This is a genomic window from Nocardia pseudovaccinii NBRC 100343, assembly GCF_001613225.1.
Taxonomy (GTDB): Bacteria; Actinomycetota; Actinomycetes; order Mycobacteriales; family Mycobacteriaceae; genus Nocardia; species Nocardia pseudovaccinii.
Window position 1 is genome coordinate 1 of sequence record NZ_BDBY01000351.1, and the last position, 23,626, is coordinate 23,626.

Genomic DNA, 23,626 nt, shown 5'->3' on the forward strand with positions numbered 1-23,626 from the left:
AATCGCCTGCCCTTATCTATGTGAACTCCCCATCGAACCCGACGGGGAAGGTGCTCGGTGTCGAGCATCTGCGCAAGGTGGTGCAGTTCGCGCGTGAGCGCGGCGCGGTCGTGGCCTCCGACGAGTGCTACTTGGGCTTGGCTTGGGAGGGTCGCGCCGTCTCGATCCTCGATCCGGAGGTGTGCGACGGCGACCACACCGGCCTGCTCGCGGTGCATTCGCTGTCGAAGACCTCCAACCTGGCCAGCTACCGCGCCGGATTCGTAGTAGGCGATGCGGAACTCGTCGCCGAATTGCTCGAGGTGCGCAAGCACTCCGGCATGATGGTGCCGTTCCCGATCCAGGCGGCGATGACCGCCGCACTCGGTGACGACGCCCACGAGGCAGTGCAACGTGAGCGCTACCGCGCGCGTCGCGAGGTGCTGCGAAAGGCCTTGCAGGCAGCCGGTTTCCGCATCGATCACTCCGAAGCGGGCCTCTACCTGTGGTCGACCAGGGGCGAACCGTGCCGCACCACCCTGGACTGGCTGGCCGAGCGTGGCATCCTCGCCGCACCGGGCGACTTCTACGGACCGGGTGCGGGGGAGTACGTGCGCATCGCGCTGACCGCTTCCGACGAACGCATCGAGGCCGCGGCGCAACGCCTGGCCTGACACGTCCCGCAGTCGTGCCCGATGACCCGGGAACGGCGATAGCCTTGGGGTATGGACGCTGTCACGGTAGTCCCTGTCCCCAGCAACGAGCCGGTGCATTCCTACGCGCCGGGCAGCCCTGAGCGGGAACTGCTGATCACCGAGCTCACCGAGATCGCCGCCGAATCCATCGACATTCCGCTGGTCATCGGCGGCAAACACCGGCCGGGCATCGGGGCTCGGCACGATATCGTCGCCCCGCACCGACATCGGCAGGTGCTCGGCACCTACACCGACACCACGCATTCGGAAGCCCACGGCGCCATCGAGGCCGCGATCGCGGCGGCGCCCGGCTGGCGCAGCACGACCTTCGACGAGCGGGCTGCAATCTTCCTGCGCGCGGCGGATCTGCTGGCCGGGCCGTGGCGGGAGACGGTCGCCGCCGCGACCATGCTCGGTCAGTCCAAGACGGTCCAGCAGGCCGAAATCGATGCGCCGTGCGAATTGGTCGACTTCTGGCGGTTCAATGTGGCCTTCGCGCGCCAGATTCTGCAGCAGCAGCCGCAGTCGAGCGCCGGGGTGTGGAACCAGATGGACTACCGCCCGCTGGAGGGGTTCGTCTACGCGATCACGCCCTTCAACTTCACCGCGATCGCGGGCAATCTGCCGACCGCGCCCGCGTTGATGGGCAATACCGTGGTGTGGAAGCCCTCGCCGACGCAGACGCTCGCGGCCTTCTACACGATGCGGCTGCTCGAGGCGGCGGGACTGCCGCCGGGTGTCATCAATATGGTGACCGGCGACGGTGTCGAACTGTCACAGGTCGCGCTCGTCGATCCGCGGCTGGCGGGTATCCATTTCACCGGCTCCACCAAGACCTTCCAGTTCCTGTGGTCCCAGGTCGGCGCGAATATCGGCCGTTACCATTCGTATCCGCGGTTGGTGGGTGAGACCGGCGGCAAGGACTTCATCGTCGCGCACCCGTCTGCCGATCCGGATGCCTTGCGTACCGCGCTGATTCGCGGTGCCTACGAATATCAGGGCCAGAAATGCTCGGCCGCTTCACGCGCGTATATCGCTCGCTCAGTGTGGCGCACGATCGGTGACGACTTCCTGCAACTGACCCGCGAAATCAGCTACGGCGATGTCGCCGATCTGACGAATTTCGGTGGGGCACTGATCGATCGGCGCGCCTACGACAAGAATGTCGCCGCCATCGAGCGCGCCAAGTCGGCGGGTATCGCCATCCCGGCGGGCGGAGAATACGACGACAGCGAGGGCTGGTTCGTCCGGCCCACGGTGCTGGTGGTGGACGATCCGCACGACGACGCCTTCGCCACCGAATATTTTGGTCCCATCCTCGCGGTGCACGTCTACGACGATGCCGAACCCGGCTCCTACGCGGCGGTATTGGCCGAGGTGGAGTCGGCGGCACCCTACGCACTGACCGGCGCGATCTTCGCGCAGGACCGCAAGGCCGTCGAACAGGCATCGGCCGCACTGCGATTCGCCGCGGGCAACTTCTACATCAACGACAAGCCGACCGGCGCCGTCGTCGGTCAGCAGCCCTTCGGCGGTGCGCGCGCCTCGGGCACCGACGACAAGGCGGGTTCGCCGCTGAACCTGCTGCGCTGGGTCGCGCCACGCACGATCAAGGAGACCTTCGTGCCGCCGGGTGACTACCGGTATCCGCACATGGGGTCGGAATGAATCCACTGCGGCCGATCATTCTCGCGGCCTCCGCATCCCCGCGGATGCAGCGCATCGTCACCGGAACGCCGGTCACCGCGGCGATCGTCCGGCGCTTCGTGGCCGGTGCGGGCCGTGCCGAGTTGATTCCGGTGGTGCGGGAGCTGCTCGCGAGCCGTCGGCTGATCAGCGTCGACTTCCTCGGGGAGAACACCACCGACCGGGCGCAGGCCGATGCCACAGTGGCCGAATATCTTTCGCTGATCAACGATCTGGCGGCAATGAACGACTTCCGAGATGCCACGGCGCGTACCGAGGTGTCGGTGAAACTCTCCGCGCTCGGGCAGGCGCTGCCCGTCGACGGCCCGGCCATCGCCACCGAGAACCTGCGCATTCTGTGCACCAAAGCGGCCCAGGCCGGAGTGTGGGTCACGGTCGACGCGGAGGACCACACCACCACCGAGGCCACGCTGACCACGGTTCGTGAAGTGTGTGCCGAATTCCCCTGGCTCGGTGCGGTATTGCAGGCCTATCTGCATCGCGCCGAGGAAGACTGTCGCGAGCTGTCCGGATCGCGAATCCGCTTGTGCAAGGGCGCATATCGGGAACCGCATACCGTCGCCTACCAGCGCTCCGCCGAAGTGACAGATTCCTATCTGCGCTGTCTGGAGATTCTGATGGGCGGTGCGGGCTACCCGATGGTGGCCACCCACGATCCGGTGCTCATTCTCGCCGCCGAACAGCTGGCCGCCGAAACCGGCCGTGGCCCGGACCGATTCGAGTACCAGATGCTCTACGGCATCCGCGATCCGGAGCAGTTGCGGCTGGCCGCCGCGGGCAATGCCATGCGGGTGTATGTGCCGTACGGCAGCCAGTGGTACGGCTACCTGACCCGCCGCCTCGCCGAACGTCCGGCCAACCTCACATTCCTTCTGCGCGCATTGGTCAGCAAGTCCTAGGGGATGGGGTGGGTGAGCTCAGACGAGCGGCTTGCCGAGACGATGCCGCCTGCGCATATCCCACAGGCAGAGATTCATCGGAAAGAGCCTGGCAGGCTTGGGAAGTATGCGCTGCACGGCGCCGATCGCGCGCAGCAGTTTGTTCGCGAAGCGCTCCTGGCGTTCGCTCCAATCCATGCGCATCTCGGCACGCAGGTGTGGCGGCAGCAGACTGGTCACCAAGAACCGCTGCAGCCGGGCGAATAGTATGCGCAACGGCCAGGCGACCATCTTCAGATCGATGAGATCGTTGAAGTACGCGCGGGTGCGGGCATCGACGGTCTTGGTCGCGAGAGTGGTATTCCAATACTCCTGGAAGGCTTTTCGGTCGCGGGGCCACATTTCCGGTCGCATCTGCAGGGTGGTGCCGAGCCGGGCGGCATACTGGTAGAGCACATCCGCGGTGTCCTCGTCCATCGGCCCGTGCAGCCGCTCCTCCAGATCGACCAGGCCCCAGTACAAACAGGCGGCGACCCACAGTTGCAGCTTCGGGTCGAAGGCGTTGTACTTGACCGCGGCGCCCGGCTCGGAGTGCACCGCGCGATGTGAGCCGTTGACGGCCTCGCGATAGTTCGCACGGTCCTCCTCGGTGCCCATCAGCGCCACCGCGAGATAGGTCAGCGTGGTGCGCGTCCGCTTCCACGGGTGCACATCGATCCGGCCCGATTCGACCGTGCTCTCCATGACGCCGTACGCGACCGGCCGCAGGCTGAGCTGCATGATGACATTCGCCGTTCCACCGAGGAAGGCCGCGACCCCGCTCCAGAATTCGTCCATCGCGAAGTTGTCGACGGTGCCGTAGCGACAGGTCGGTCCGGGATCGGGCGGCTCCACGGGTAGTGGCAAGGTCATCGTTGGCCTCGTCTTTCAGGGGTTGATCAGCGGCAATCGAAAAGGTGATGAGAAGAATTGGTATTAACCTTCTCATCGCCTCGATAGCGTGTCAAACGGTCCCCTTATACGAGCGGTTTACCCAGTCGGATGCGGCGGCGAACGTCGAACATGTAGGCGTTCAGCGGGAACATTCGGACCGGTTTCGGTAGTCGGGTGTGCACCACCGAAATTATCCGCAGCAGCCGATCGAAGCGGCGCTGATCGCGCTGGGACCAGGTCATTCGCATCTCATTGCGCAAATGCTGTGGCAGCAGGCCGGTTACGACGAACCGCTGGAGCCGGGCGAAGGCGAATTGGACGGGGCGCGGCATCATCGTCAGATCGATGAGATTGTCGAAGTAGTCGCGCAGGGCGGGTTCGATACCGCGCTCGGGCAGGTTCTTGTCCCAATACCGTTGGAATTCAGCGCGATTGGCGGGCCACATCTCCGGCCGCATCTGCAAGGTGGTGCCGAGCCGGGCGCAGTATTGGTAAAAGTCCTCGGCCACATCGGGATTCATCGGTCCGTGCATGCGGGTGTAGAGGTCGTCGATGCCCCAGTAGAGGCACGCGGCCACCCAGAGTTGCAGTGTGGGATCGAAGGCGTTGTATTTCACCGGACTCGCCGAGGTCGAGCGGACCGGTCGATGCGATTCGTTGACCGCCTCCCGATACCGCGCGCGCTCTTCGTCGGAGCCCATCAGTGCGACCGCGAGGTAGCTCAGGGTGGTGCGCAGCCGTTTGATCGGGTGCAGTGTGACCTTGCCGCTGTCGACCGTGCTCTCCAGTACGCCGCGCCCGACCGGACGCAGGCTCAGCTGCATGATCACATTGGCGGCGCCGCCCAGAAAGGCCGCGACTCCGTCGACGTACTCCTCGACGGTTTCCGGGGTAATGGGCTCGACGGGGCCGACGCGGTCGGGAATCGGCAGGTAATCGGCACTGCGGAGGGGTTCGGTCATCGTTGACCTCGCCTTTCTGTGGCCATCCGAGACATGGTCGGATGGATGAGAAGGTTCTATATAAACCTTCTCATTGCCTCGTCGGAGTGTCAATCGTGCTTTCCGGGGGCGTTCGTGGGCGGCGCTGACTGACGGCATGCGATGCTAGCGGTGTCATCGTGTCATCGGAGCGGAATAGGGGTGGAAGTTATGGCGACGCTGACCAGACTGCTGGCGCTGGTACGCAGCACTGGCCCGGAGGACCGCAACCAGACACGGGTGCTGGATGCCGCTCTGCTGGCGTTCCTGGACTTCGGTATCAAGCGGACCAGCATGGTGGAGGTCGCGCGGCGGTGTGGCCTGTCGCTGGCCACCCTCTACCGGCGTTTCGCGAGCAAATCCGATCTGATCCAGGCCGTCGGGATGCGGCAGGCGCGGCAATTCGTCGAGGAGGTGGATGCGGCGCAGCAGCGGCAGGTCGATCGCGATGCCGACGCCGAGGATCAGATCGTGGAGCTGTTCGTCGCCTTCCTGAACGGACTGCGCGGCAACAAGCTGCTCGACCGATTGTTGAAGACCGAGCCGGAGATCGTGCTGCCGTATCTCACGGTCAAGGGTGCGCCGGTGCTCGAGCTCGGCCGCGACTATGTGGCCGAATTCATCACCCGGCTGCAGGGGGAGGGCAAGTTGCCCGAATACGATCCGGAGCCGGTCGCCGAGATGATCGCGCGGACGGCGCTGTCCTTGGCGCTGACGCCGCAAACGGTCCTTCCGCTCGACGACGACGCCGCGATCCGCAAGTTCGCGCGCGACCACGTGGTCGTTTCGTTCAAGCTGTAGCTGACCCACCCCGTCGGCTCCGCCGACTGCCATCCCCCTGAATCACACCAGCCGCAGGCCGAACCGCCTGCGGATGCGCATATCCCACAGGTAGGCGTTGATCGGAAACATCCTGACCTGCTTCGGCATTCGGGCGGTGATCGAGCCGGTGGTGTGCATGATTCTGGCGAGTTTCCGATCGTCGTCCGCGGTCCAGGTCATGCCCATCTGGTCGCGCAGATGCTCCGGCAGCAGGCCGGTGACCACGAAGCGCTGGAACCGGGCGAACGGTAACCGGACGGCGCGCGGAAGCATCTTCAGATCGATCAGATCGTCGAAGTAGTCGCGGATCGGGGGATCAATGGTGGTCTTCGCGAGATGTTCGGTCCAATACTCGTCGAAGGCGGCAAGGTCGGCGGGCCACATTTCCGGACGCATTTGCAGTGTGGTGCCGAGGCGAGACCCATAGCGGTAGAAGGCTTCCGCGTCGGCGTCGTGCATCCGCCCGTGCATGCGCTCGTACAGATCGCGGGCGCCCCAATAGAGACAGGCGGCCACCCAGAGCTGTAGTGCGGGATCGAAGGCGTTGTACTTCACCGGACTCGCCGCGGTCGACTTGACCGAATGATGCGACAGGTTCACGGCCTCGCGATAGACGTCGCGTTCGTCATCGGTGCCGAGCATGGCGACCGCGAGATAGGTGAGGGTGGTGCGCAGCCGCTTGATCGGATGCAGCATGACCTTGCCGCTGTCAACGGTGCTCTCCAGCACGCCATAGCCGACCGGCAGCGTGCTGAGCTGCATGATGACATTCGCCGTTCCGCCGAAGAACGCCGCGACACCGTCGAGGTATCGCTCGATATCGAAGGCGTTCTCGCCGGGTGTGGGCGCGGGTTTGCGAAACGGGCTGGTCATTGTCGACCCCGGTCTCATCGTTGAGAAGGAATTGCTTAGACGTTCTCACCGCCTCATGGGTGTGTCAACCGTCACGTTCTCGTCGAGGGGGAGCTTGATGGTGCGGTGTCGTGCCGAAGTAGCGTGAGCGAATGTCGTTCGGTCCGCCGCTGCTGCTTCGTTCGCTCAATCCGCTCGCTGTCGCCGGGGGAGCGGATATTCCGGATGCCGTCACCATCGACGGGGTGACACTGTCGCGCAGTGATCTGCTCGGTGCGGCAACGTCGGTGGCTGAGCGCATCGCGCGCGCCGATCGGGTCGCGGTACTGGCGCGACCGACCGTGACCACGGTGCTCGCGGTGGTCGGCTGTCTCATCGCCGGGGTGACGGTGGTGCCGGTGCCACCGGATTCAGGGACCGCTGAACTGGCGCATATCCTCGCCGACTCCGGTGCGCAGGCGTGGTTGGGTGAGGCGCCGGAGGGGACGGATCTGCCGGTGGTTCCGGTGCGCGTGCACGCGCGCTCGTGGCATACCTATCCCGAACCCGATGCCGCCACACCGGCATTCGTGCTGTACACCTCGGGGACCACCGGCCTGCCCAAGGGAGTCGTGCTCAATCGCGGTGCCATTGCCGCCGGGCTCGATGCGCTCGCCGACGCGTGGGCCTGGACGCCGAACGATGTTCTGGTGCACGGCCTTCCGCTGTTCCACGTGCACGGGCTGATCCTCGGTGTGCTCGGGCCGCTGCGGGTGGGCAGCCCGCTGATCCACACCGGGAAGCCGACACCGCAGTCGTATGCGGACGCGCGGGGCACGCTGTATTTCGGGGTGCCGACCGTGTGGTCGCGAGTGGTCGAAGATCCCGATGCGGCAAGGAGATTGGCCGAAGCGCGGCTGCTCGTCTCGGGTAGTGCGCCGCTGCCGGTGCCCGTGTTCGAGCGGCTGCGCGAACTCACCGGTCACGCGCCGATCGAGCGGTACGGGATGAGCGAAACGATGATCACGCTGTCCACTCGGTTCGATGGGGAGCGCCGTCCCGGATGGGTCGGCACGCCCGTCGCGGGTGTCGAGACCCGGCTGCGGGACGAGGCCGGTGCGGATGTCGCACATGACGGTGAGAGCATCGGTGGCCTGCAGGTTCGCGGTCCGATGCTGTTCGACGGTTACCGCAACCGGGCCGAGGCGACCGCCGAATGCTGGACCGAGGACGGCTGGTTCAAGACCGGTGATGTCGCGGCCATCGATGCCGATGGTTTCCACCGCATTGTGGGCCGGGAGTCGGTCGATCTCATCAAGTCCGGTGGTTATCGCATCGGCGCGGGCGAAGTCGAGACCGTACTGCTCGGACATCCGGATGTGGCCGAGGTTGCGGTAGTAGGAATCCCCGACGCCGACCTGGGGCAGCGGATCGTCGCCTACGTCGTATTACGCGGTGCCGCACCGGATTCCATCGAGAAGTCTCTCATCGAGCATGTGGCCGAACAACTTTCGGTGCACAAACGCCCGCGCGAGGTCCGCGTGGTGGATTCGCTGCCGCGCAATGCCATGGGGAAGGTGCAGAAGAAGCTGCTCGGCTGAACAACTTGACCTCTACTTCGGTTCAGGTTCTACGGTCGCCGGTATGAGCGCAGCACTGACACCCGAACAGATCGACTACCTGGCCACCCAGCGCCTGGGCCGACTGGCGACCGTACGCCCCGACGGCTCCCCCCAGAACAGCCCGGTCGGCTTCCGCTACAACGCCGAACTCGGCACCATCGATATCGCGGGCTGGAATATGGGCAAATCCTGGAAATTCCGCAATATCGCCACCAACAACCGCATCGCCTTCGTCGTCGACGACGTCGCCTCGGTCCAACCCTGGCGCGTGCGCTGCCTCGAAATCCGCGGCACCGCAGAGCAATTGACCGACGTGGAACCTTACATCTCGGGCGTCTCCCGAGAAATGATCCGTATCCATCCGACCCGAGTGATCGCTTTCGGCTTGGCGGCAGGCGTCACCCACGGGTAGGGCCTTTCGCCGTCAGTGGTCGATCAGTGTGACGCGGGCGGGATGCTCTGCTCGTACTGGAAGACGTTGCAGGGGTCGTACTTCGCCTTGATCCTGCGCAGCCGCTCGAAGTGCTGCTTTCCCCAGTAGGCGGTCTGCCACTCTTGCATTCCGACGTTCGGCACGTTGACGTAGGCGCCGTCCACGTAGGGCCGCAGCGCCTGGCTGAACTCGGCGGTCCAGGCCTGGGCCTGCGCGGTCAGCGGGTCGCCGACGCCTGGTTGTGTTGAACGAGTCCCCCAGGCTGCGCCGATCTCGCCGTAGAAAAGCGCGTCGCGATGCGCGAACGCCGTGCCGCCGGGGGGCTCGCGCTTGATCGCGCCACCGAAGGCGTCGACGAAGTAGTTGCTCTCCTCGGTGGGAGCGTTTCGCATGAAGTCGCCGATGATGTCGATCGCCTTCTTCGGGAACCGTTCTTTGACGAACTGCGAGAAGAACTTCCAGTTCGCGGGCTCTTGCGCGAGCGGGACCTGGGCTCCCGCAAAGAAGTCGCCCCAGTTGCCGACCTGCACCGTGACATCGGGCGTGCCGACCGACAGGATCGGAGCCAGCATCTCTGTGGCCTGTGCCGCTGCCCCGTCCACAAGCCACGCGGACAGCTGGATCTGGGACTTGTGGATCTCGAGCTCCGATCCCAGACGGTTGTCGGCGGACGGCACCGTACCCTGCCACGCTTCGAAGACCCCGTACAGGACGCCGAGTCCATCCCATGTCGCCTGCACATAGGTGAGATGCTCGAGCGGATACACCTTATAGGTGAGTTGTGTGACGATCCCGAAGTTGCCGTTTCCCGCCCCGCGAAGCGCCCAGAGCAGGTCCGAGTGGTGCTGCGAGTCCGCGTTGATCACCTCTGCGCAGTCGTGACCCGACGGGACGACGACCTCGGCCGCCGTCAGACTGTCGCAGGCCATGCCGAGCCAGCGGTTGAGCGGACCGAGGCCACCGCCAAGCGTCGCACCGCACAAGCTCACGCTGCCTTCGCTCCCGGTTGTGACCGCAAAGTTCTGCTTCGCGAGCGTCGTCACCGCTTCCAGTTGGTTCAGCCCGGCACCGACCGTCGCGATACGAGCGCCAGGATCGATCTGGACCGACTTCAGCTGGCTGACGTCGATCACGATGCCGTTGTCGACGTTCGACCAGCCTTCGAGGGCGTGGCGGCCGCTCCGCACCCGCAGCGCGACGTTGTGCTGCCGCGCCCACGTCAGAGCGTTCACCACGTCCTGGGTTTCCTGTGCGAAGACGATGACCAGCGGATAGTGAGAAAAGAGCTGGTCCCAGCCGAGTCGCGCATCCGTGTACGACGCGTCACCGGGGCGGACGATGTGGCCGGTCAGCGTCGCGGGCGGGCATCCCGGGCCTTTACCCGGGTGGTCCGCGGCCACAATTCCCGGGGCGCTTGCGTCCGCGATATCCGGCGTATCTGCGGCCGTAAGACCCGAGACAACGACTACTCCGACGCCAGCGGCCGCCGACGTCCTGAGCAGGTCACGGCGAGAAAGATCGCTCAAGGTTCAGATCCTCTCAATCGGTCTACGCCAGTACCGGGCTGCCAAGGGAACTCTTACCCGCTGGCCGCCGGGCAGACCTTTGTGGTCGACCCCCGCACGGTAACGGGATGACGTGGTGGTGTGTCCCGACACGCCAACCGAGAACGATGACGACGGCCTGAAGGAGCAATGGACCGAGCACACCCGCTACTCAGCGGGGTTCGACGGCGTTCACGATCGCCGAGTGCATACCGTCGGCCACCGAATGCGTCGGGATGATCTCGACATCACCAAATCCCGCCGCTTCCAGGTGATTTCGACGATCGGTGAACACCGCGGCCACGGCGGCGGCCTAGCCCTGCTCACCACGCTGCTCGAATCCACCGAGACCGACGGGATCTGGACCGTCCAACCGCGGCTCCGTTCTCCACCGCGCCGTGCTGTGCCGCTGCGGCACATACAGGTCCGGCGCCACGAGCGGATTTGATCGGCAAATCTCTTGGGCTATCACCATTCGCGCGGACAAGATGCGCGAATTCGACGCCGAAGTTGCCGAGGCGTCGATGTCCGACGCCGACGGGGTCCTCCGGGAGGCCCTTCTACGCCAGACCCAAGTCGCGAATGGATCGATGCTCACTCACCCCTGGCAGGCGCTGGCCTTGCGCTGGCTCACCGCCGACGAGCGCGCCGCCCTGCTCGCAAGGGGTGCGGATCATCCCGGACGGTCCTTCGGTTGCTCGCGGATGAGTCCGGCGCCTGAAGGTCGGGGAGGCGGGGGGAGCTTAGTCGTTGGCGTGCAGGTCGGCGTTGAGTTCGATGCCGGTGCCCTTGCGGTGGACGACCTCGACGGCGCCGGTGGTGGAGTTGCGGCGGAAGAGCAGGTTGTTCTGGCCGCTGAGTTCGGCGGCTTTGACCACGGTGCCGTCGGGGGCGGTGACCTTGGTGCCCGCGGTGAGGTAGAGCCCGGCCTCCAGGACGCAGTCGTCGCCGAACGGGATGCCGAGGCCGGAGTTGGCGCCGAGCAGGGAGCGCTCGCCGATGGAGATGATGGTGGTGCCGCCGCCGGACAGGGTGCCCATGGTGGAGGCGCCGCCGCCGATATCGGAGCCGTCGCCGACCACAACGCCCGCGGAGATGCGGCCCTCGACCATCGAGGCGCCGAGCGTGCCCGCGTTGAAGTTCACGAAACCCTCGTGCATCACGGTGGTGCCGGAGGCCAGATGCGCGCCGAGGCGGACCCGGTCGGCGTCACCGATGCGCACACCCGACGGCACGACGTAGTCGACCATCCGCGGGAACTTGTCGATGCTGTACACGGTGACCGGGCCGCGGGTGCGCAGCTTGGCGCGCGTCGCCTCGAAGCCATCCACCGCGGCCGGACCGTGGTTGGTCCACACCACATTGCTGAGCAGTCCGAACTGCCCGTCCAGGCTCACCTCGTGCGGCTTGACCAGCCGATGCGAGAGCAGGTGCAGCCGAAGGTACACGTCGTGCGCGTCCACGGGAGCGGCCGACAGGTCGGCGATCGTGGTCCGCACCGCGATCACATCGACCCCGCGCGCCTCATCGAATCCGAGCAGCGCCGCGTATTCCGCGGGCGCGTCATCCAGGCGCTTCGTTCCGGTGTCGCCGAACGCGCCCAACTCCGGATTCGGGTACCACGTATCCAGTACGGTCCCGTCCGCGGTCACATTGGCGATACCGACTGCTGCTGCTCCCTGAATGCTCACGTCATCAGAGGTTACCCACCCATCCGCACTCGTGGTGAGCCACGTCGACCGCGACGGCCCGAGGCGCGGATCGGCCACCGCATCGCCGCAATGGCGACGGACCCGATCGCAGTGGAACATCGCGGTCGTAGGCTGGCAGCCGTGACCCTCGACTTGCGCGCCGACCCCATCACCCTGACCGCGGCTCTCGTCGACATCCCCAGCGTCTCGAAGGATGAGGCGATGATCGCCGACCTGGTGGAGCGGGCGCTGCGCGAGCAGACAACGGGATTCGAGGTGCTGCGGCACGGGAACGTGGTGCTCGCGCGCACCAGTCTGGGGCGGCCGACGCGAGTCGTCCTCGCCGGTCATTTGGATACCGTGCCCATCGCCGAGAATGTGCCGAGCACCTTCGTGGACGAGGAAGGGGAGCGCCAGCTCTACGGCTGCGGCACCGTCGATATGAAATCCGGTGACGCGGTCTTCCTGCATCTGGCCGCGACCGTCGCCGAGCCGGTGCACGATCTGACGCTGATCTTCTACGACTGCGAGGAGATCTCCGCAAAATACAACGGCCTCAACCACATCGAGCGTGACCTCCCGGATTGGCTCGTCGGCGATCTGGCCATCCTCGGCGAACCGTCCGGCGGTGTCATCGAGGCGGGCTGCCAGGGCACCCTGCGCGTCCGGCTGACGACCAAGGGCGTGCGGGCCCACTCGGCGCGATCGTGGAAGGGCGACAATGCGATTCACCGCATGGCCCCGGTGCTGCAGCGCCTCGCCGACTACAAGGCCCGTGAGGTCGATATCGACGGCTGCGTCTATCGCGAGGGTCTGTCCGCGGTCCGCATCGGCGGTGGCGTGGCGGGCAATGTCATTCCGGACGTGGCCGAGGTCGATGTGAACTTTCGCTTCGCCCCGGACCGCACCGTCACCCAGGCCACCGAGCATGTGCGCGAGGTATTCGACGGACTCGAACTCGATTTCGAGCTCACCGACGCCGCGGCGGGCGCACTGCCCGGCCTGTCCGCACCCGCCGCCAAGGATCTGATCACCGTGGTCGGAGCCGACAGCGTGCGCGCCAAATACGGCTGGACCGATGTCGCGCGCTTCGCCGCCCGCGGCATCCCGGCGGTGAACTTCGGTCCCGGCGACCCCAACCTCGCCCACAAGCGCGACGAGCACGTCCCGGTCGCCCAGATCACCTCGGTCGCCGAGGTCCTGCGCGGCTACCTCACCGGCGTATCCCGGTAGCGTGGGCGCCATGTCCACCGAAGCCGCCGATAACGAGATCGCAAGCACGCCGAAGTCGACACCCAAATTCCGCGGACCGATCATGTTCCGCCGCGATCGCAAACCGGGCGGCACCGCCGACCAGAACCTATTGGACCAGCACGGACCAAGCGATTGGGTGCATACCGATCCGTGGCGGGTGCTGCGGATCCAGGCCGAATTCGTCGAGGGCTTCGGTGCGCTCGCCGAACTGCCGCGCGCGGTCACCGTCTTCGGTTCGGCGCGCACGCCCGTGGGCCATCCGGAGTATCACGCCGCCACGGCCATCGGCGGCGCGCTGGCACAGGCCGGATTCGCGGTGATCACCGGCGGCGGTCCCGGCGTGATGGAGGCCGCGAACCGGGGCGCGTCGGAGGCGGGCGGATACTCGATCGGACTCGGCATCGAGTTGCCGTTCGAACAGAGCCTCAACGAATGGGTCGACCTCGGTATCAACTTCCGCTACTTCTTCGCGCGCAAGACCATGTTCGTGAAGTACTCGCAGGCATTCATCTGCCTGCCGGGCGGATTCGGCACCCTGGACGAGTTGTTCGAGGCGCTCACCCTGGTGCAGACCCACAAGATCACCCGATTCCCGATCATCCTGTTCGGCAGCAAGTACTGGGCCGGACTCGTCGACTGGCTGCGCGATTCGCTCGGCAGCTCCGGCAAGATCTCCCCCGGCGACCTAGGCCTGCTGCATGTGACCGATAGCGTCGAGGAGGTCGTGCAGATCATCCTGGCCACCGCGGACGGGGCCACCGACACCGATGCCCTGGGGACGGAGGATCAGTGGTGAGCGAGCGCAGCGAGCGAACCATGTCACAGCGCGCTTCGCGCATGCCGGAGCCGAGCGCCAGCGAGGTGCAGGCATGAGCGAAGCCGGATACGCGGTCTGCGTCTACTGTTCGGCCAGCACCGCCGATCCGGCCATGCTTGCCCTCGCCGCCCGGGTCGGCACCGAGATCGCAAGGCGCGGTTGGCAATTGGTTTCCGGCGGCGGTCATGTCTCGATGATGGGCGCGGTCGCGACCGGCGCCCGCGCGGGCGGTGCGCACACCGTCGGGGTGATCCCGAAACACCTGGTGCACCAGGAAGTCGCCGACGTCGATGCCGACGAGCTGATCGTCACCGACACCATGCGCCAGCGCAAACAGGTCATGGAGGACCGCGCCGACGCCTTCCTCACCCTGCCCGGCGGCATCGGCACGCTGGAGGAATTCTTCGAAACCTGGACCGGCGGTTACCTGGGCCAACACGATAAGCCGGTGATTGTGCTCGATCCCGATGGTTTCTATCGGGGTCTGTTCGACTGGTTGGACCAACTCTACGATCGGAAGTTCGTGTCCCAACCGGCCATGGCCAGGATCACCGTGGTCGACAATCTGCCCGCGGCCTTCGCGGCGCTGAAACCGGTGCGGGCATCCGAGGTGACGCAGGAGCCGGGAACCATTCTCGACGAGGAGAACTGACGCATTGAGCAGTCCCGCCCGCCCGCAGGTCAGCCTATTCGATATCGCGAAGCGGTTGCCGCTCATGGCATTCGACGCACCGTCCATGCTGCGCGGAGCGCGCGGCATGCTGGTGCGGCCGGAAGACAAATCCTCGGTCGGGCTGTACTTCCAGCGCAACGCGCACCGGTATCCGGACCGGCCGTTCCTGAAGTACGAGGGCGAAACCTTCAGCTATGGCGCGGCCAACGCGCAGGTGAACCGGTACGCGCGGGTGCTGGCCGACCGTGGCGTGCGGCGCGGTGACGTGGTCGGCGTGCTGATGACCAACCGTCCGGCAACGCTGTTCGTGGTGCTGGCGATCGTGAAACTCGGTGCGACGGTAGGCTTGCTGAACCACCACCAGCGCGACCAGGTGCTCGCTCACAGCTTCGGACTGCTCGACAGCGTGCTCAATGTGGTCGGCGAGGAATGCCAGGCGGCACTGGACTCACTCGCCGAACCCCTTGCCGATGTGCTCTTTTCGCAGGATCTGCACAAGGCGGCCGAGGACGCCGACCCGGCCGATCCGCCGAGCTGCGCGCAGATCACCGCGCAGGAACGCGCCTTCCTGATCTTCACCTCCGGCACCACCGGCCTGCCCAAGGCCAGCGTGATGACACATCTGCGCTGGACCAAGAGCATGTCCGGACTCGGCGGACTCGGAATTCGCCTGCGCGGCAACGACACTCTGTACTGTTGCCTGCCGCTCTATCACAACAACGCGCTGACCGTCGCGCTGTCGTCGGTGCTCGCCGCGGGCGGCGCCTTCGCACTCGGCAGGCAGTTCTCCGCCTCCCGGTTCTGGGACGAGATCATCCGGGAGCAGGCGACCGCATTCATCTACATCGGTGAACTGTGCCGCTACCTGGTCAATCAGCCGGTCAAGCCGACCGATCGGCAGCACCGGGTGCGGCTCGCCGTCGGCAATGGTCTGCGGCCGGAGCTGTGGGACGAGTTCAAGAGCCGTTTCGGCATCGGCCGGATCGTCGAGTTCTACGGCGCCAGCGAGGTGAACATCGCCTTCGTCAATGCCTTCGGGTTGGATCGCACCGCGGGCTTCGGGCCGTTGCCCTATGCCATCGTCGAATACGACGATGCGACCGGAAAGGCCAAGCGCGACAAGGACGGTCGGCTGCGTCGCGTGCCGGGTGGCGGGGTCGGTCTGCTGCTGGCCAAGGTCACCGATCGGTCGCCCGCCGACGGATATACCGATAAGGCCGCCTCGGAGGCGAAGCTGGTCCGCGACGGCTTCGAGAACGGCGACATCTGGTTCGACACCGGCGATCTGGTCCGCGATCAGGGCTGGCACCACATCGCCTTCGTCGACCGGCTCGGCGATACCTTCCGCTGGAAGGGTGAGAATGTCGCCACCACCGAGGTCGAGGGTGTACTCACCGAATTCGACGCGATCTCGCAGGCGGTCGTCTTCGGCGTGGATATCCCGGGCACCGACGGCAAGGCGGGCATGGCGGCGGTCACACTGCACTCGGACGCCGAATTCGACGGTCGCGCACTCGCTGAACTGGCCTACTCCCGATTGCCCGGCTATGCGGTCCCGCTGTTCATCCGGGTCGTCGCCGAACTCGCACAGACCTCCACCTTCAAAAGCCGCAAGGTCGAACTCCGCAAGCAGGGCTACGCACCCGACTCCGACAGTCAGCTGTACGTGCTCGCCGGTCGGACCGACGGCTACATCCCGGCGTACGACGAATACGCCGCCGACGTCGCCGCGGCTCGCGTCCCCCAGAACTAGCGCCCCGTCCAGCTAGTTCGCGCGTATCCGGTCCGGCTCGCTCGCCGAGCGCAGTCGAAATGCGGCACGACCCGCCCCGCGGCACAGCCATAAGACTGCGCTCGACGGATCTCGATACCTCAGAAGCGGCTGGGCGCACTCGACCAGTTGCCCAGGTGGTAGTGAAAATCCGTTGTTGCGCGTCCCAAGGATGTACGGTCCACAACCCGTTCCCTGGGGTCGTGTTACAGGACTAGGTACAGTCGGGGCATGTTCAGCCCCACCGCAGCGCCGCTCCCTACCTTGTGCGGCAAGCCGGTGGCGACGGATCGGGCGCTGGTCATGGCCATCGTCAACCGCACCCCCGACTCCTTCTACGACAAAGGCGCCACCTTCACCGACGCGGCCGCAATGGACGCGGTCGCGCGCGCGGTCGACGAGGGCACCGATCTGGTCGATATCGGTGGGGTGAAGGCCGGTCCGGGCACCGTTGTCGATGCGGCGGAAGAGGCTCGCCGGGTGGTCCCGTTCGTCGCGGCTATCCGGGAGAAGTATCCGGAGCTACTGATCAGCATCGATACCTGGCGCGCGGAGGTGGCCGAGGCCGCCGTCACCGCGGGCGCGGACCTGATCAATGACACCTGGGCGGGCGCCGATCCGGAATTGGTGCACGTGGCCGCCGATCGCGGGGTCGGCATCGTGTGCAGCCACACCGGCGGGGCCGTCCCGCGTACCCGACCGCATCGGGTGCGCTATGCCGATGTGGTGGCAGAAGTAACGCAAACCGTGCAGCGCGCCGCAGAAGATGCGGCCGCGGCCGGGGTTCGCAAGGATTCGATTCTGATCGATCCGACCCATGATTTCGGCAAAAACACTTACCACGGGCTCGAGTTGTTGCGGGGAATAGACGTTCTTGTAAATACCGGATGGCCAGTCTTGATGGCGCTGAGCAACAAGGATTTTATCGGGGAGACTTTAGGTGTCGGTCTATCCGAACGGTTGGAGGGCACATTGGCAGCAACAGCATGGTCGGCGGCCGCCGGCGCCCGAGTCTTCCGAGTGCACGAGGTAGCCGAAACCCGGCGCGTCGTGGACATGATCGCCGCGATACAGGGCATCCGGCCCCCCGCACGAACCCTGCGAGGTCTGGCATGAATTTCCATCACCACGACAGCCCGCTCTGGGCGACGACGAATACCTGGGACACCCCGGACTGGACGGTCGACGAACTGATCGCCGCCAAACGTGGACGCACCGTTTCCGTGGTGCTGCCCGCGCTGAACGAAGAGAACACCGTCGCCGATGTGGTGGCCAGCATTCGACCGCTGCTCGGCACCCTGGTCGACGAGCTGATCGTGCTCGATTCCGGATCGACCGATGCCACCGCCGAACGCGCGCTGGCCGCGGGCGCCGAGGTGATCAGTCGGGAACAGGCCGTCCCCGAACTCGATCCGCTGCCAGGCAAGGGCGAGGTACTGTGGCGCTCGCTGGCGGTGACCAGCGGCGATGTCATCGCCTTCGTCGACTCCGATCTCATCGACCCGGATCCGGCCTTCGTGCCGAAGCTGCTCGGCCCGCTGCTGCTGGTCGACGATATGCATCTGGTGAAGGCCTACTACCGCAGGCCGCTGCGACAGGCCGGTGCCGTGGACGCACACGGCGGCGGTCGCGTCACCGAACTCGTGGCCCGTCCGCTGCTCGCCGCATTGCGTCCGGAACTGTCGCAGGTGCTGCAGCCGCTCGGCGGCGAATACGCGGGTACCCGCGAACTGCTGACCTCGGTGCCGTTCGCCCCCGGCTATGGCGTGGAGATCGGTCTCCTCCTCGACACCTACGACCGCCTCGGCCTGTCCGCGATCGGTCAGGTGAATCTCGGTGTGCGCACCCACCGCAACCGCCCGCTCGCCGATCTCGGGGTAATGAGCCGTCAGATCCTCGGCACCGTGCTCGGCCGCAGCGGCGTCCAGGACTCGGGTGCGGCGCTGACCCAGTTCCCGCTGATCGGCGATGCCTTCACCGCGCACAGCACGGAAGTTTCACTCGCCGACCGACCGCCGATGAATACGCTGCGCCCGGCCTGGGCCGCGGCCTGAGATAACCACGACGAACCTCGGGTGCCCCGCGCCCGGGGTTCGTCCGCTATGCCAGGGCTGCGAATGAAGTGGGGCTTGATCTGGAGCTGCCGTATTCGGTGTGCACCGGCACCGCCGAACTGCGGCCGCGCCCCGGCACCGACTGTTATTTCTCGCATCGCCCGAGGTTCTTCTCGCCGTTCGACTTTCAGGTGCTGATCGAAATCGAGTTGGACGAGCGCGGCATTCGGGCACTCGGCGCCGATCGACGCACCGGATTCCGCGGTGGCCACGCCTTCGAACTGGCGGAACCCGTACTCGCCGATCAAGTTCGTGGCGATCAGGGCCGAGGATCCAGCAATGCGCAGATCAGTTCCGCACCCTTGCGGCTGAGCCAGTCCCGAAGACTCGTCAATCCCGGGTCCAGTGAACGCAATTCGTCGATATCGACATCGAGGACGCTTCCGTCGCCGCTGTTGAGCAATTCGTAGTGGCGGAACCCGTCATCGACTCTGCTGTGCCGACCACTTGGCAGGAATTCGCCGAGGATGCCCGGACAGGGCAGTCCGCCGTGGTCGTAGAGGAGTTCGGGAGCGTCACTCTCCCGGGGTCGGCCCGCTTCACCGGGTAGACATTGTCACTCAATGCTGGATCGCCACGCCGCCCGCATCGGGCGGGATTTCGACCTGCTGCACAATCTCTGGGTAACGCGCTATTCGGCACAGGACGTTCCGTGCGGACGCCAACGGCCCGAGATAGCCTCGGGCCGTTGATCTTCGGACTGTCGCATCCAACTGCCGGTAGGGGTGCCGACAGCGTCCTCGTTTACGAAATCTAGCTGGGGACTTCGAATATGCCGCTACTTGATCGAGTTGGCCAACTGATCGGCATATGGTGCGGTGAATCTTCCGACAATGGGAAGCTCTGCGCGGACACCGCCGGTGTTGTTCGTCTGGACCAAGGCCATGATCCAGACGACAACTGCGAAGACCGCGACTGCGAGTCCGGCGAGGCTGAAGATGATCCCCAGGACTCCGAGGAGCGAGCCTACGATGCTCAGAACAATATTGAGCACCGAGACCGCCCCGAAGAAGACGATCGATTGCGAGGCATGGAATTTCACATCGGGATCGTTCTTTCCCACGAAGAGAAAGATGATTCCGGTGAGCCACCCCAGTGCGTAGGACAGGATCGCGCTGGTCTTTTTGTCCAAGCCGGACTGTGGTTGGTTCGTGGGAGGTTGAGAAGATGTCATGGGGTAAGTAGATGCCGCGCGCGCCACCTACCGATCCCAGGTTTGAGCACGACCCACAGATTGCGGGCCAGGAGGGGCGCCGCACGGTCATCGTCATGCAGCGGTGTGTTCGGTCGGCCTCGAATCGATACAGCCACCTGAAGGTCGCCTGCCCCGCGCTGGCCGGTTCGATCAGCGCGGCAAGCGGGATTTGCGTGTACTTGATCGAACCATAGCCAGTTGGAGCGAATATGGCTGATCGGTAACCGTGCACCCGTTCGCAAAGACTGGTCGGCCATTTCGCGTTCTGCGGGTCGGCGACATGCCGAAAGCCAGCGGCCTCCTAGCTTCAGGCCGACACCTCGTTCTCACTACTGGAGTCGTCGTGTGGAGGTCGTGACGTAGAGTGCGGTTCCGGGGGGCAAGCCGGGACCGCCGTCGGGTGCGGCCCGCGGACCGACCTCCTGCCCTGCTCCGGAGGCCGTCGGCACGACCGCGTGGCCATGGCTGAATCGAGGTCGGCGCCCACATGAAGGCCGCAGCGAATTCCCTTGACGCAGTGACGTCCTCGTCATCTGACACGGCGACGACCCGCGACATGTCGCGCCCGGCGCGCCTGCACGCCCACAGCGCCGTCTCCACGGCACTGGCGCTGCACAGCGATCACGCGTTGCGCGAGCTCGTGGACGCGGCCGCACCGCTCGGCGCCGGTATCGGCGGGAAGTCGGCACTGCTGGAGGTCGCCGGAACCCCGGTCTTCGTGAAGCGCGTACCCCTCACCGACCTGGAACGACAGCCCGATCATGGCCGGTCCACGGCGAACCTTTTCGACTTACCGCTGTTCTACCACTACGGCGTCGGTCTCATCGGCGCGGCGGGCTTCGGGGCCTGGCGCGAGCTCGCCGTGCACACCATGACGACGAACTGGGTGCTCGCCGCCGAAGGTGAGGGCTTCCCGCTGATGTACCACTGGCGGGTGCTGCCCGACACGAGGCCGCTGCCGACCGAGCTCGCCGACATCGACCGCGCCGTCGCCTACTGGGACGACCGACCCCAGGTACGCCGCCGGATCGAGGCCCTGCGGGACTCTTCGGCGAGCATCGCGCTGTTCCTGGAGTACATCCCACAGACCCTGCACCAGTGGCTGAACGTCCAGATCGAGGCGGGCGAGGAGGCCGCCGACCGGGCCTGCGCCATGGTGGAGCGGGAACTGGCCGCGGGCACCGCGTTCATGAACAGCCGTGGGCTGCTGCACATCGACGCGCACTTCGAGAACATCCTGACCGACGGTCGGCGCCTCTACTTCGGCGACTACGGACTCGCGCTCTGCTGCGGGTTCGACCTCTCGCCGACCGAGGCCGCGTTCTTCGACCAGCACCAGAGCTACGACCGCGGCTTCACCGCCACCTACCTGGTGAACTGGCTGCTCACCGCCCTCTACGGGCTCCGGCGCGAGGACCGGGAGACACGCGCCGCGATGGCGCGCGTCATCGCCGAGGGCAAACCGCCGCAGGGCATCCCGGAGGAGGCCGCCGCGGTCCTCACCCGGCACGCACCGATCGCCGCGGTGATGTCCACATTCATGCGTGCCTTCCAGAGGGAGAGCCGGAGCACCCCATATCCGGACGAGGAGATCCGCCGCCTGCTGGACGGCCGGGCCATTCGGAGCCCTGACGTCAGGTGACCCACCGCGTCCTCGGTGCCACTTGACGCCGCGAGAACACCGCTACGCAACGCCGCGGATCACAGCCAGGCTGAATATCCGGTAATCGCCATTACCGCGCACCTGGACCGATCCGATCTCGAGGAATTGAGCGCCATGGAAAAGGCTCCTGCGCCGGTACGCCGAGAGATACTGCAAGCGGCCCCGTTCCGGAACAGGGCCGCTCGATGTTGGTTGATGGCTAGGCGTTGGGCCGGTTGAATTCACCCTCTTGTACGCCCGCCGTGAAGGCGTCCCATTCGCGGGGCGTGAAGACGAGAGCAGGGCCGGTCGGGTTCTTGGAGTCGCGGACACCGACGTGTCCGCCTGCGAGCCAGGCTATTTCGACGCATTCCTCCTTGCCGCTGCTACGCGACGACTTGAACCACTGCGCGCCGGACACGTGGATGGTCACTGGTCGCGTCTCCTTGCTAGCTTCACGACAGCGGTGAAGGCGTCCCATTCGCTGAGAGTGAAGGTCAGTGCGGGGCCATTGGGATTCTTCGAATCGCGGACACCGACGTGTCCGCCTGTGAGCCAGGCTATTTCGACGCATTCCTCCTTGCCGCTGCTGCGCGACGACTTGAACCACTGCGCCTCCGATAGGTCGATAGTCACTGGTCGTATCTCCTCGCTATCTTTCTGATTCGATCCCGGGATGCGTGCTCATCCAGCGCGGCGTTCCGGAGGGTTTCGTGGAGTGCGCGGATGCGCTTCACCTCTTCGTCACCTTCGAAAAACATCGAACCCATCGCGGCTTCGGTGTAGACCACGGATGGCTCGTTGTCCGGGAAATCGAGGATGATATGGGGCGGCATGACAATCCCGGTCGGGATACCGGCTGTGAACGGCAGAACACGGACCGTCACATTGTTGCGGGTACTCAAATCGGCTATATGGCGCAATTGATCACGCATGATCTGGCCGGATCCGACGACGGAGTACAAAACATTCTCCTGCAAAATAAACTCCGCACGGACCGCCAGGTGCGGGCGGGTGAGAATCCTCGCCCGCTGTATTCGGAGATCCACCCGCGTATCAATCTCGTCTGGTGGGTCGTCCGACCCTCCGAGCCGCTGCAGAGTTCGGGCATAGTCGGCTGTTTGCAGCAGACCGGGTATGAAGACCGGCTGATAGAACCAGACTTCCGACGCAAACGATTCCATCTCGAGATATGTGCTGAACATCGGCGAGATCGAGTGCTGATGGCCGTGGTACCAGACTCTGTTATTGGCTTGGCGTGCAAGAGCTTTCAGATACTGGATTCGTGCATCCGGCAGGCAGTAGTACCGGCTCAGGTAGTCCACTTCCATGTCGCGGACCTTCTCGTATTGCCCCAGCTCGATCCGACTCAGCGTAGCGCGGCTGACCCCGGTGGTTGCCGCAACCTGGTCGAGCGTCAAACCTCGCGCTTGGCGCGCGTCCCGTAGTGCTCGCCCCAACTGGCGACGAGGCAGTGTCGTGCCGCTGAGGTCTGCCTTTCTGGGCATAGCCGTTCCCCCTGCTTTCTCAACTGGCGCACCTGCTGTTTCTCAGACCGAGAATTAGCGTTGGTGACTCTCAAGAATGATGCTGGGCGTTCTCGCCTCTTTCGGAGACTCTTCCCTGGAGACTCTGCGCCCTCTCTGACCTGCGCAACCATATCCCCATGGCCCAGCAAGAAGGAAGCCTTTCGGTACCGCAAGCGCGCGTCCTGCGGACGCTGAGCTGCGGCGGAATGCTCACCGAACAGCAGATCAAGATTTCCGCGAGCCTCACCGCGTGGACGACCCGCCAAGCCGTGGCGAATCTCGCCAGCCGGAACCTGATCGTCGCCGGAGCCCGCCGAGGTCGGTACGAGATCACGCGGCTAGGCCGAAACATGTTGGTGGCAAAGGCATCTGAATGCGGGTCGCCGAAGTCCTGACGCGGATCGATGACGACAGCGGCAACTCCGATAGTCCAGGGGGCCAATTCGATCAGCCCGACGTGGGAGGGCGAGATGCACGAAATCCATCGGACCGAGATCGACGGCTTACAGGCCACTT

The 23,626-nt window shown here is 65.4% G+C and carries 25 protein-coding genes; 16 read left to right on the plus strand and 9 right to left on the minus strand.

Annotation, left to right across the window (positions count from 1 at the left end; translation table 11 throughout):
• The 3 genes from dapC to NP3_RS38350 all read left to right on the plus strand — a co-directional run.
• Nucleotides 1-653, plus strand: a 653-nt coding sequence (dapC, locus tag NP3_RS38340; RefSeq protein ID WP_063825030.1) for a succinyldiaminopimelate transaminase, incomplete at its 5' end; no start/stop codon positions are given.
• Between the two features lie 51 nt (nucleotides 654-704).
• Complete coding sequence (gene pruA, locus NP3_RS38345) at nucleotides 705-2,342, plus strand: L-glutamate gamma-semialdehyde dehydrogenase (RefSeq protein ID WP_063046613.1); 1,638 nt, start codon at nucleotides 705-707, stop codon at nucleotides 2,340-2,342.
• Entirely contained in the window at nucleotides 2,339-3,280 is a 942-nt protein-coding gene (locus NP3_RS38350) for a proline dehydrogenase family protein (RefSeq protein WP_063046614.1), read from the plus strand. Before pruA ends, NP3_RS38350 begins: the two co-directional genes overlap by 4 nt.
• An 18-nt stretch (nucleotides 3,281-3,298) precedes the next feature.
• Here the strand turns inward: NP3_RS38350 and NP3_RS38355 are convergent, their stop codons facing one another.
• Nucleotides 3,299-4,171 carry an oxygenase MpaB family protein gene (locus tag NP3_RS38355; protein WP_084509542.1) on the minus strand — a complete coding sequence of 291 codons (873 nt, stop codon included), beginning with the start codon at nucleotides 4,169-4,171 and terminating at the stop codon, nucleotides 3,299-3,301.
• A 104-nt stretch (nucleotides 4,172-4,275) separates the two neighbouring features.
• Nucleotides 4,276-5,154 (minus strand): oxygenase MpaB family protein, encoded by an 879-nt coding sequence (locus NP3_RS38360; RefSeq protein ID WP_084509543.1) that lies wholly within the window; start codon nucleotides 5,152-5,154, stop codon nucleotides 4,276-4,278.
• A gap of 189 nt (nucleotides 5,155-5,343) precedes the next feature.
• Here NP3_RS38360 and NP3_RS38365 point away from each other — a divergent pair, with 189 nt between their 5' ends.
• Nucleotides 5,344-5,973 (plus strand): TetR/AcrR family transcriptional regulator, encoded by a 630-nt coding sequence (locus tag NP3_RS38365; RefSeq protein ID WP_063046615.1) that lies wholly within the window; start codon nucleotides 5,344-5,346, stop codon nucleotides 5,971-5,973.
• Nucleotides 5,974-6,015: 42 nt separating this feature from the next.
• On the opposite strand, the gene NP3_RS38370 is transcribed toward NP3_RS38365, so the two are convergent.
• On the minus strand, nucleotides 6,016-6,867 hold the full coding sequence (locus tag NP3_RS38370) for an oxygenase MpaB family protein (RefSeq protein ID WP_063046616.1): 852 nt from the start codon (nucleotides 6,865-6,867) through the stop codon (nucleotides 6,016-6,018).
• 131 nt (nucleotides 6,868-6,998) lie between these two features.
• Between NP3_RS38370 and NP3_RS38375 the strand changes: the two genes are divergently transcribed.
• Together NP3_RS38375 and NP3_RS38380 are read left to right on the plus strand one after the other, a co-directional pair.
• Nucleotides 6,999-8,426, plus strand: coding sequence for an acyl-CoA synthetase (locus tag NP3_RS38375; protein ID WP_174566305.1), 1,428 nt, complete (start codon nucleotides 6,999-7,001; stop codon nucleotides 8,424-8,426).
• Nucleotides 8,427-8,469: 43 nt separating this feature from the next.
• The gene (locus tag NP3_RS38380; RefSeq protein WP_063046617.1) at nucleotides 8,470-8,859 is read left to right on the plus strand and encodes a PPOX class F420-dependent oxidoreductase; all 390 of its coding nucleotides are present in this window, start codon (nucleotides 8,470-8,472) and stop codon (nucleotides 8,857-8,859) included.
• Nucleotides 8,860-8,882: 23 nt separating this feature from the next.
• Here NP3_RS38380 and NP3_RS38385 read toward each other — a convergent pair whose 3' ends face one another.
• On the minus strand, nucleotides 8,883-10,406 hold the full coding sequence (locus NP3_RS38385) for an FAD-binding oxidoreductase (protein ID WP_063046618.1): 1,524 nt from the start codon (nucleotides 10,404-10,406) through the stop codon (nucleotides 8,883-8,885).
• Nucleotides 10,407-10,650: 244 nt separating this feature from the next.
• Here NP3_RS38385 and NP3_RS49485 point away from each other — a divergent pair, with 244 nt between their 5' ends.
• Nucleotides 10,651-10,872 carry a hypothetical protein gene (locus tag NP3_RS49485; protein ID WP_169814658.1) on the plus strand — a complete coding sequence of 74 codons (222 nt, stop codon included), beginning with the start codon at nucleotides 10,651-10,653 and terminating at the stop codon, nucleotides 10,870-10,872.
• A gap of 295 nt (nucleotides 10,873-11,167) precedes the next feature.
• Here the strand turns inward: NP3_RS49485 and dapD are convergent, their stop codons facing one another.
• Nucleotides 11,168-12,115, minus strand: coding sequence for a 2,3,4,5-tetrahydropyridine-2,6-dicarboxylate N-succinyltransferase (dapD, locus tag NP3_RS38395; RefSeq protein WP_063046634.1), 948 nt, complete (start codon nucleotides 12,113-12,115; stop codon nucleotides 11,168-11,170).
• Between the two features lie 90 nt (nucleotides 12,116-12,205).
• On the opposite strand from dapD, the gene dapE reads away from it, so the two are divergent.
• The 7 genes from dapE to NP3_RS38430 all read left to right on the plus strand — a co-directional run bounded on the left by dapE (nucleotide 12,206) and on the right by NP3_RS38430 (nucleotide 19,154).
• Nucleotides 12,206-13,348: a succinyl-diaminopimelate desuccinylase gene (dapE, locus tag NP3_RS38400; RefSeq protein ID WP_063046620.1), complete on the plus strand. Its 1,143-nt coding sequence runs from the start codon at nucleotides 12,206-12,208 to the stop codon at nucleotides 13,346-13,348.
• Nucleotides 13,349-13,358: 10 nt separating this feature from the next.
• On the plus strand, nucleotides 13,359-14,165 hold the full coding sequence (locus NP3_RS38405; protein ID WP_063046635.1) for an LOG family protein: 807 nt from the start codon (nucleotides 13,359-13,361) through the stop codon (nucleotides 14,163-14,165).
• Nucleotides 14,166-14,238: 73 nt separating this feature from the next.
• Complete coding sequence (locus NP3_RS38410) at nucleotides 14,239-14,838, plus strand: LOG family protein (protein WP_063046621.1); 600 nt, start codon at nucleotides 14,239-14,241, stop codon at nucleotides 14,836-14,838.
• A 4-nt stretch (nucleotides 14,839-14,842) separates the two neighbouring features.
• Nucleotides 14,843-16,612 carry a long-chain-acyl-CoA synthetase gene (locus tag NP3_RS38415; protein WP_063046622.1) on the plus strand — a complete coding sequence of 590 codons (1,770 nt, stop codon included), beginning with the start codon at nucleotides 14,843-14,845 and terminating at the stop codon, nucleotides 16,610-16,612.
• Between the two features lie 249 nt (nucleotides 16,613-16,861).
• A complete protein-coding gene (gene folP, locus NP3_RS38420; RefSeq protein WP_063046623.1) occupies nucleotides 16,862-17,746 on the plus strand; it encodes a dihydropteroate synthase in 885 nt (294 codons plus the stop codon).
• Nucleotides 17,743-18,684, plus strand: a complete 942-nt coding sequence (locus tag NP3_RS38425; RefSeq protein WP_063046624.1) for a glucosyl-3-phosphoglycerate synthase — start codon at nucleotides 17,743-17,745, stop codon at nucleotides 18,682-18,684. The genes folP and NP3_RS38425 overlap by 4 nt, the downstream gene beginning before the upstream one ends.
• Before the next feature lie 68 nt (nucleotides 18,685-18,752).
• On the plus strand, nucleotides 18,753-19,154 hold the full coding sequence (locus NP3_RS38430; RefSeq protein ID WP_063046625.1) for a hypothetical protein: 402 nt from the start codon (nucleotides 18,753-18,755) through the stop codon (nucleotides 19,152-19,154).
• Nucleotides 19,155-19,522: 368 nt separating this feature from the next.
• Here NP3_RS38430 and NP3_RS38435 read toward each other — a convergent pair whose 3' ends face one another.
• The gene (locus tag NP3_RS38435; RefSeq protein ID WP_063046626.1) at nucleotides 19,523-19,918 is read right to left on the minus strand and encodes a DUF4870 domain-containing protein; all 396 of its coding nucleotides are present in this window, start codon (nucleotides 19,916-19,918) and stop codon (nucleotides 19,523-19,525) included.
• A gap of 577 nt (nucleotides 19,919-20,495) precedes the next feature.
• Here NP3_RS38435 and NP3_RS38440 point away from each other — a divergent pair.
• Nucleotides 20,496-21,581, plus strand: coding sequence for a protein kinase family protein (locus NP3_RS38440; protein WP_063046636.1), 1,086 nt, complete (start codon nucleotides 20,496-20,498; stop codon nucleotides 21,579-21,581).
• 220 nt (nucleotides 21,582-21,801) lie between these two features.
• Here NP3_RS38440 and NP3_RS38445 read toward each other — a convergent pair whose 3' ends face one another.
• The 3 genes from NP3_RS38445 to NP3_RS38455 are packed head-to-tail and all read right to left on the minus strand — an operon-like array spanning nucleotide 21,802 to nucleotide 23,089.
• Complete coding sequence (locus tag NP3_RS38445) at nucleotides 21,802-22,014, minus strand: DUF397 domain-containing protein (protein ID WP_063046627.1); 213 nt, start codon at nucleotides 22,012-22,014, stop codon at nucleotides 21,802-21,804.
• Nucleotides 22,011-22,217 carry a DUF397 domain-containing protein gene (locus NP3_RS38450; RefSeq protein ID WP_063046628.1) on the minus strand — a complete coding sequence of 69 codons (207 nt, stop codon included), beginning with the start codon at nucleotides 22,215-22,217 and terminating at the stop codon, nucleotides 22,011-22,013. Before NP3_RS38450 ends, NP3_RS38445 begins: the two co-directional genes overlap by 4 nt.
• The gene (locus NP3_RS38455) at nucleotides 22,214-23,089 is read right to left on the minus strand and encodes a helix-turn-helix domain-containing protein (protein WP_063825031.1); all 876 of its coding nucleotides are present in this window, start codon (nucleotides 23,087-23,089) and stop codon (nucleotides 22,214-22,216) included. The genes NP3_RS38450 and NP3_RS38455 overlap by 4 nt, the downstream gene beginning before the upstream one ends.
• 158 nt (nucleotides 23,090-23,247) lie before the next feature.
• Between NP3_RS38455 and NP3_RS38460 the strand changes: the two genes are divergently transcribed.
• Nucleotides 23,248-23,505, plus strand: coding sequence for a hypothetical protein (locus NP3_RS38460; RefSeq protein ID WP_157124837.1), 258 nt, complete (start codon nucleotides 23,248-23,250; stop codon nucleotides 23,503-23,505).
• Nucleotides 23,506-23,626: the final 121 nt, after the last annotated feature.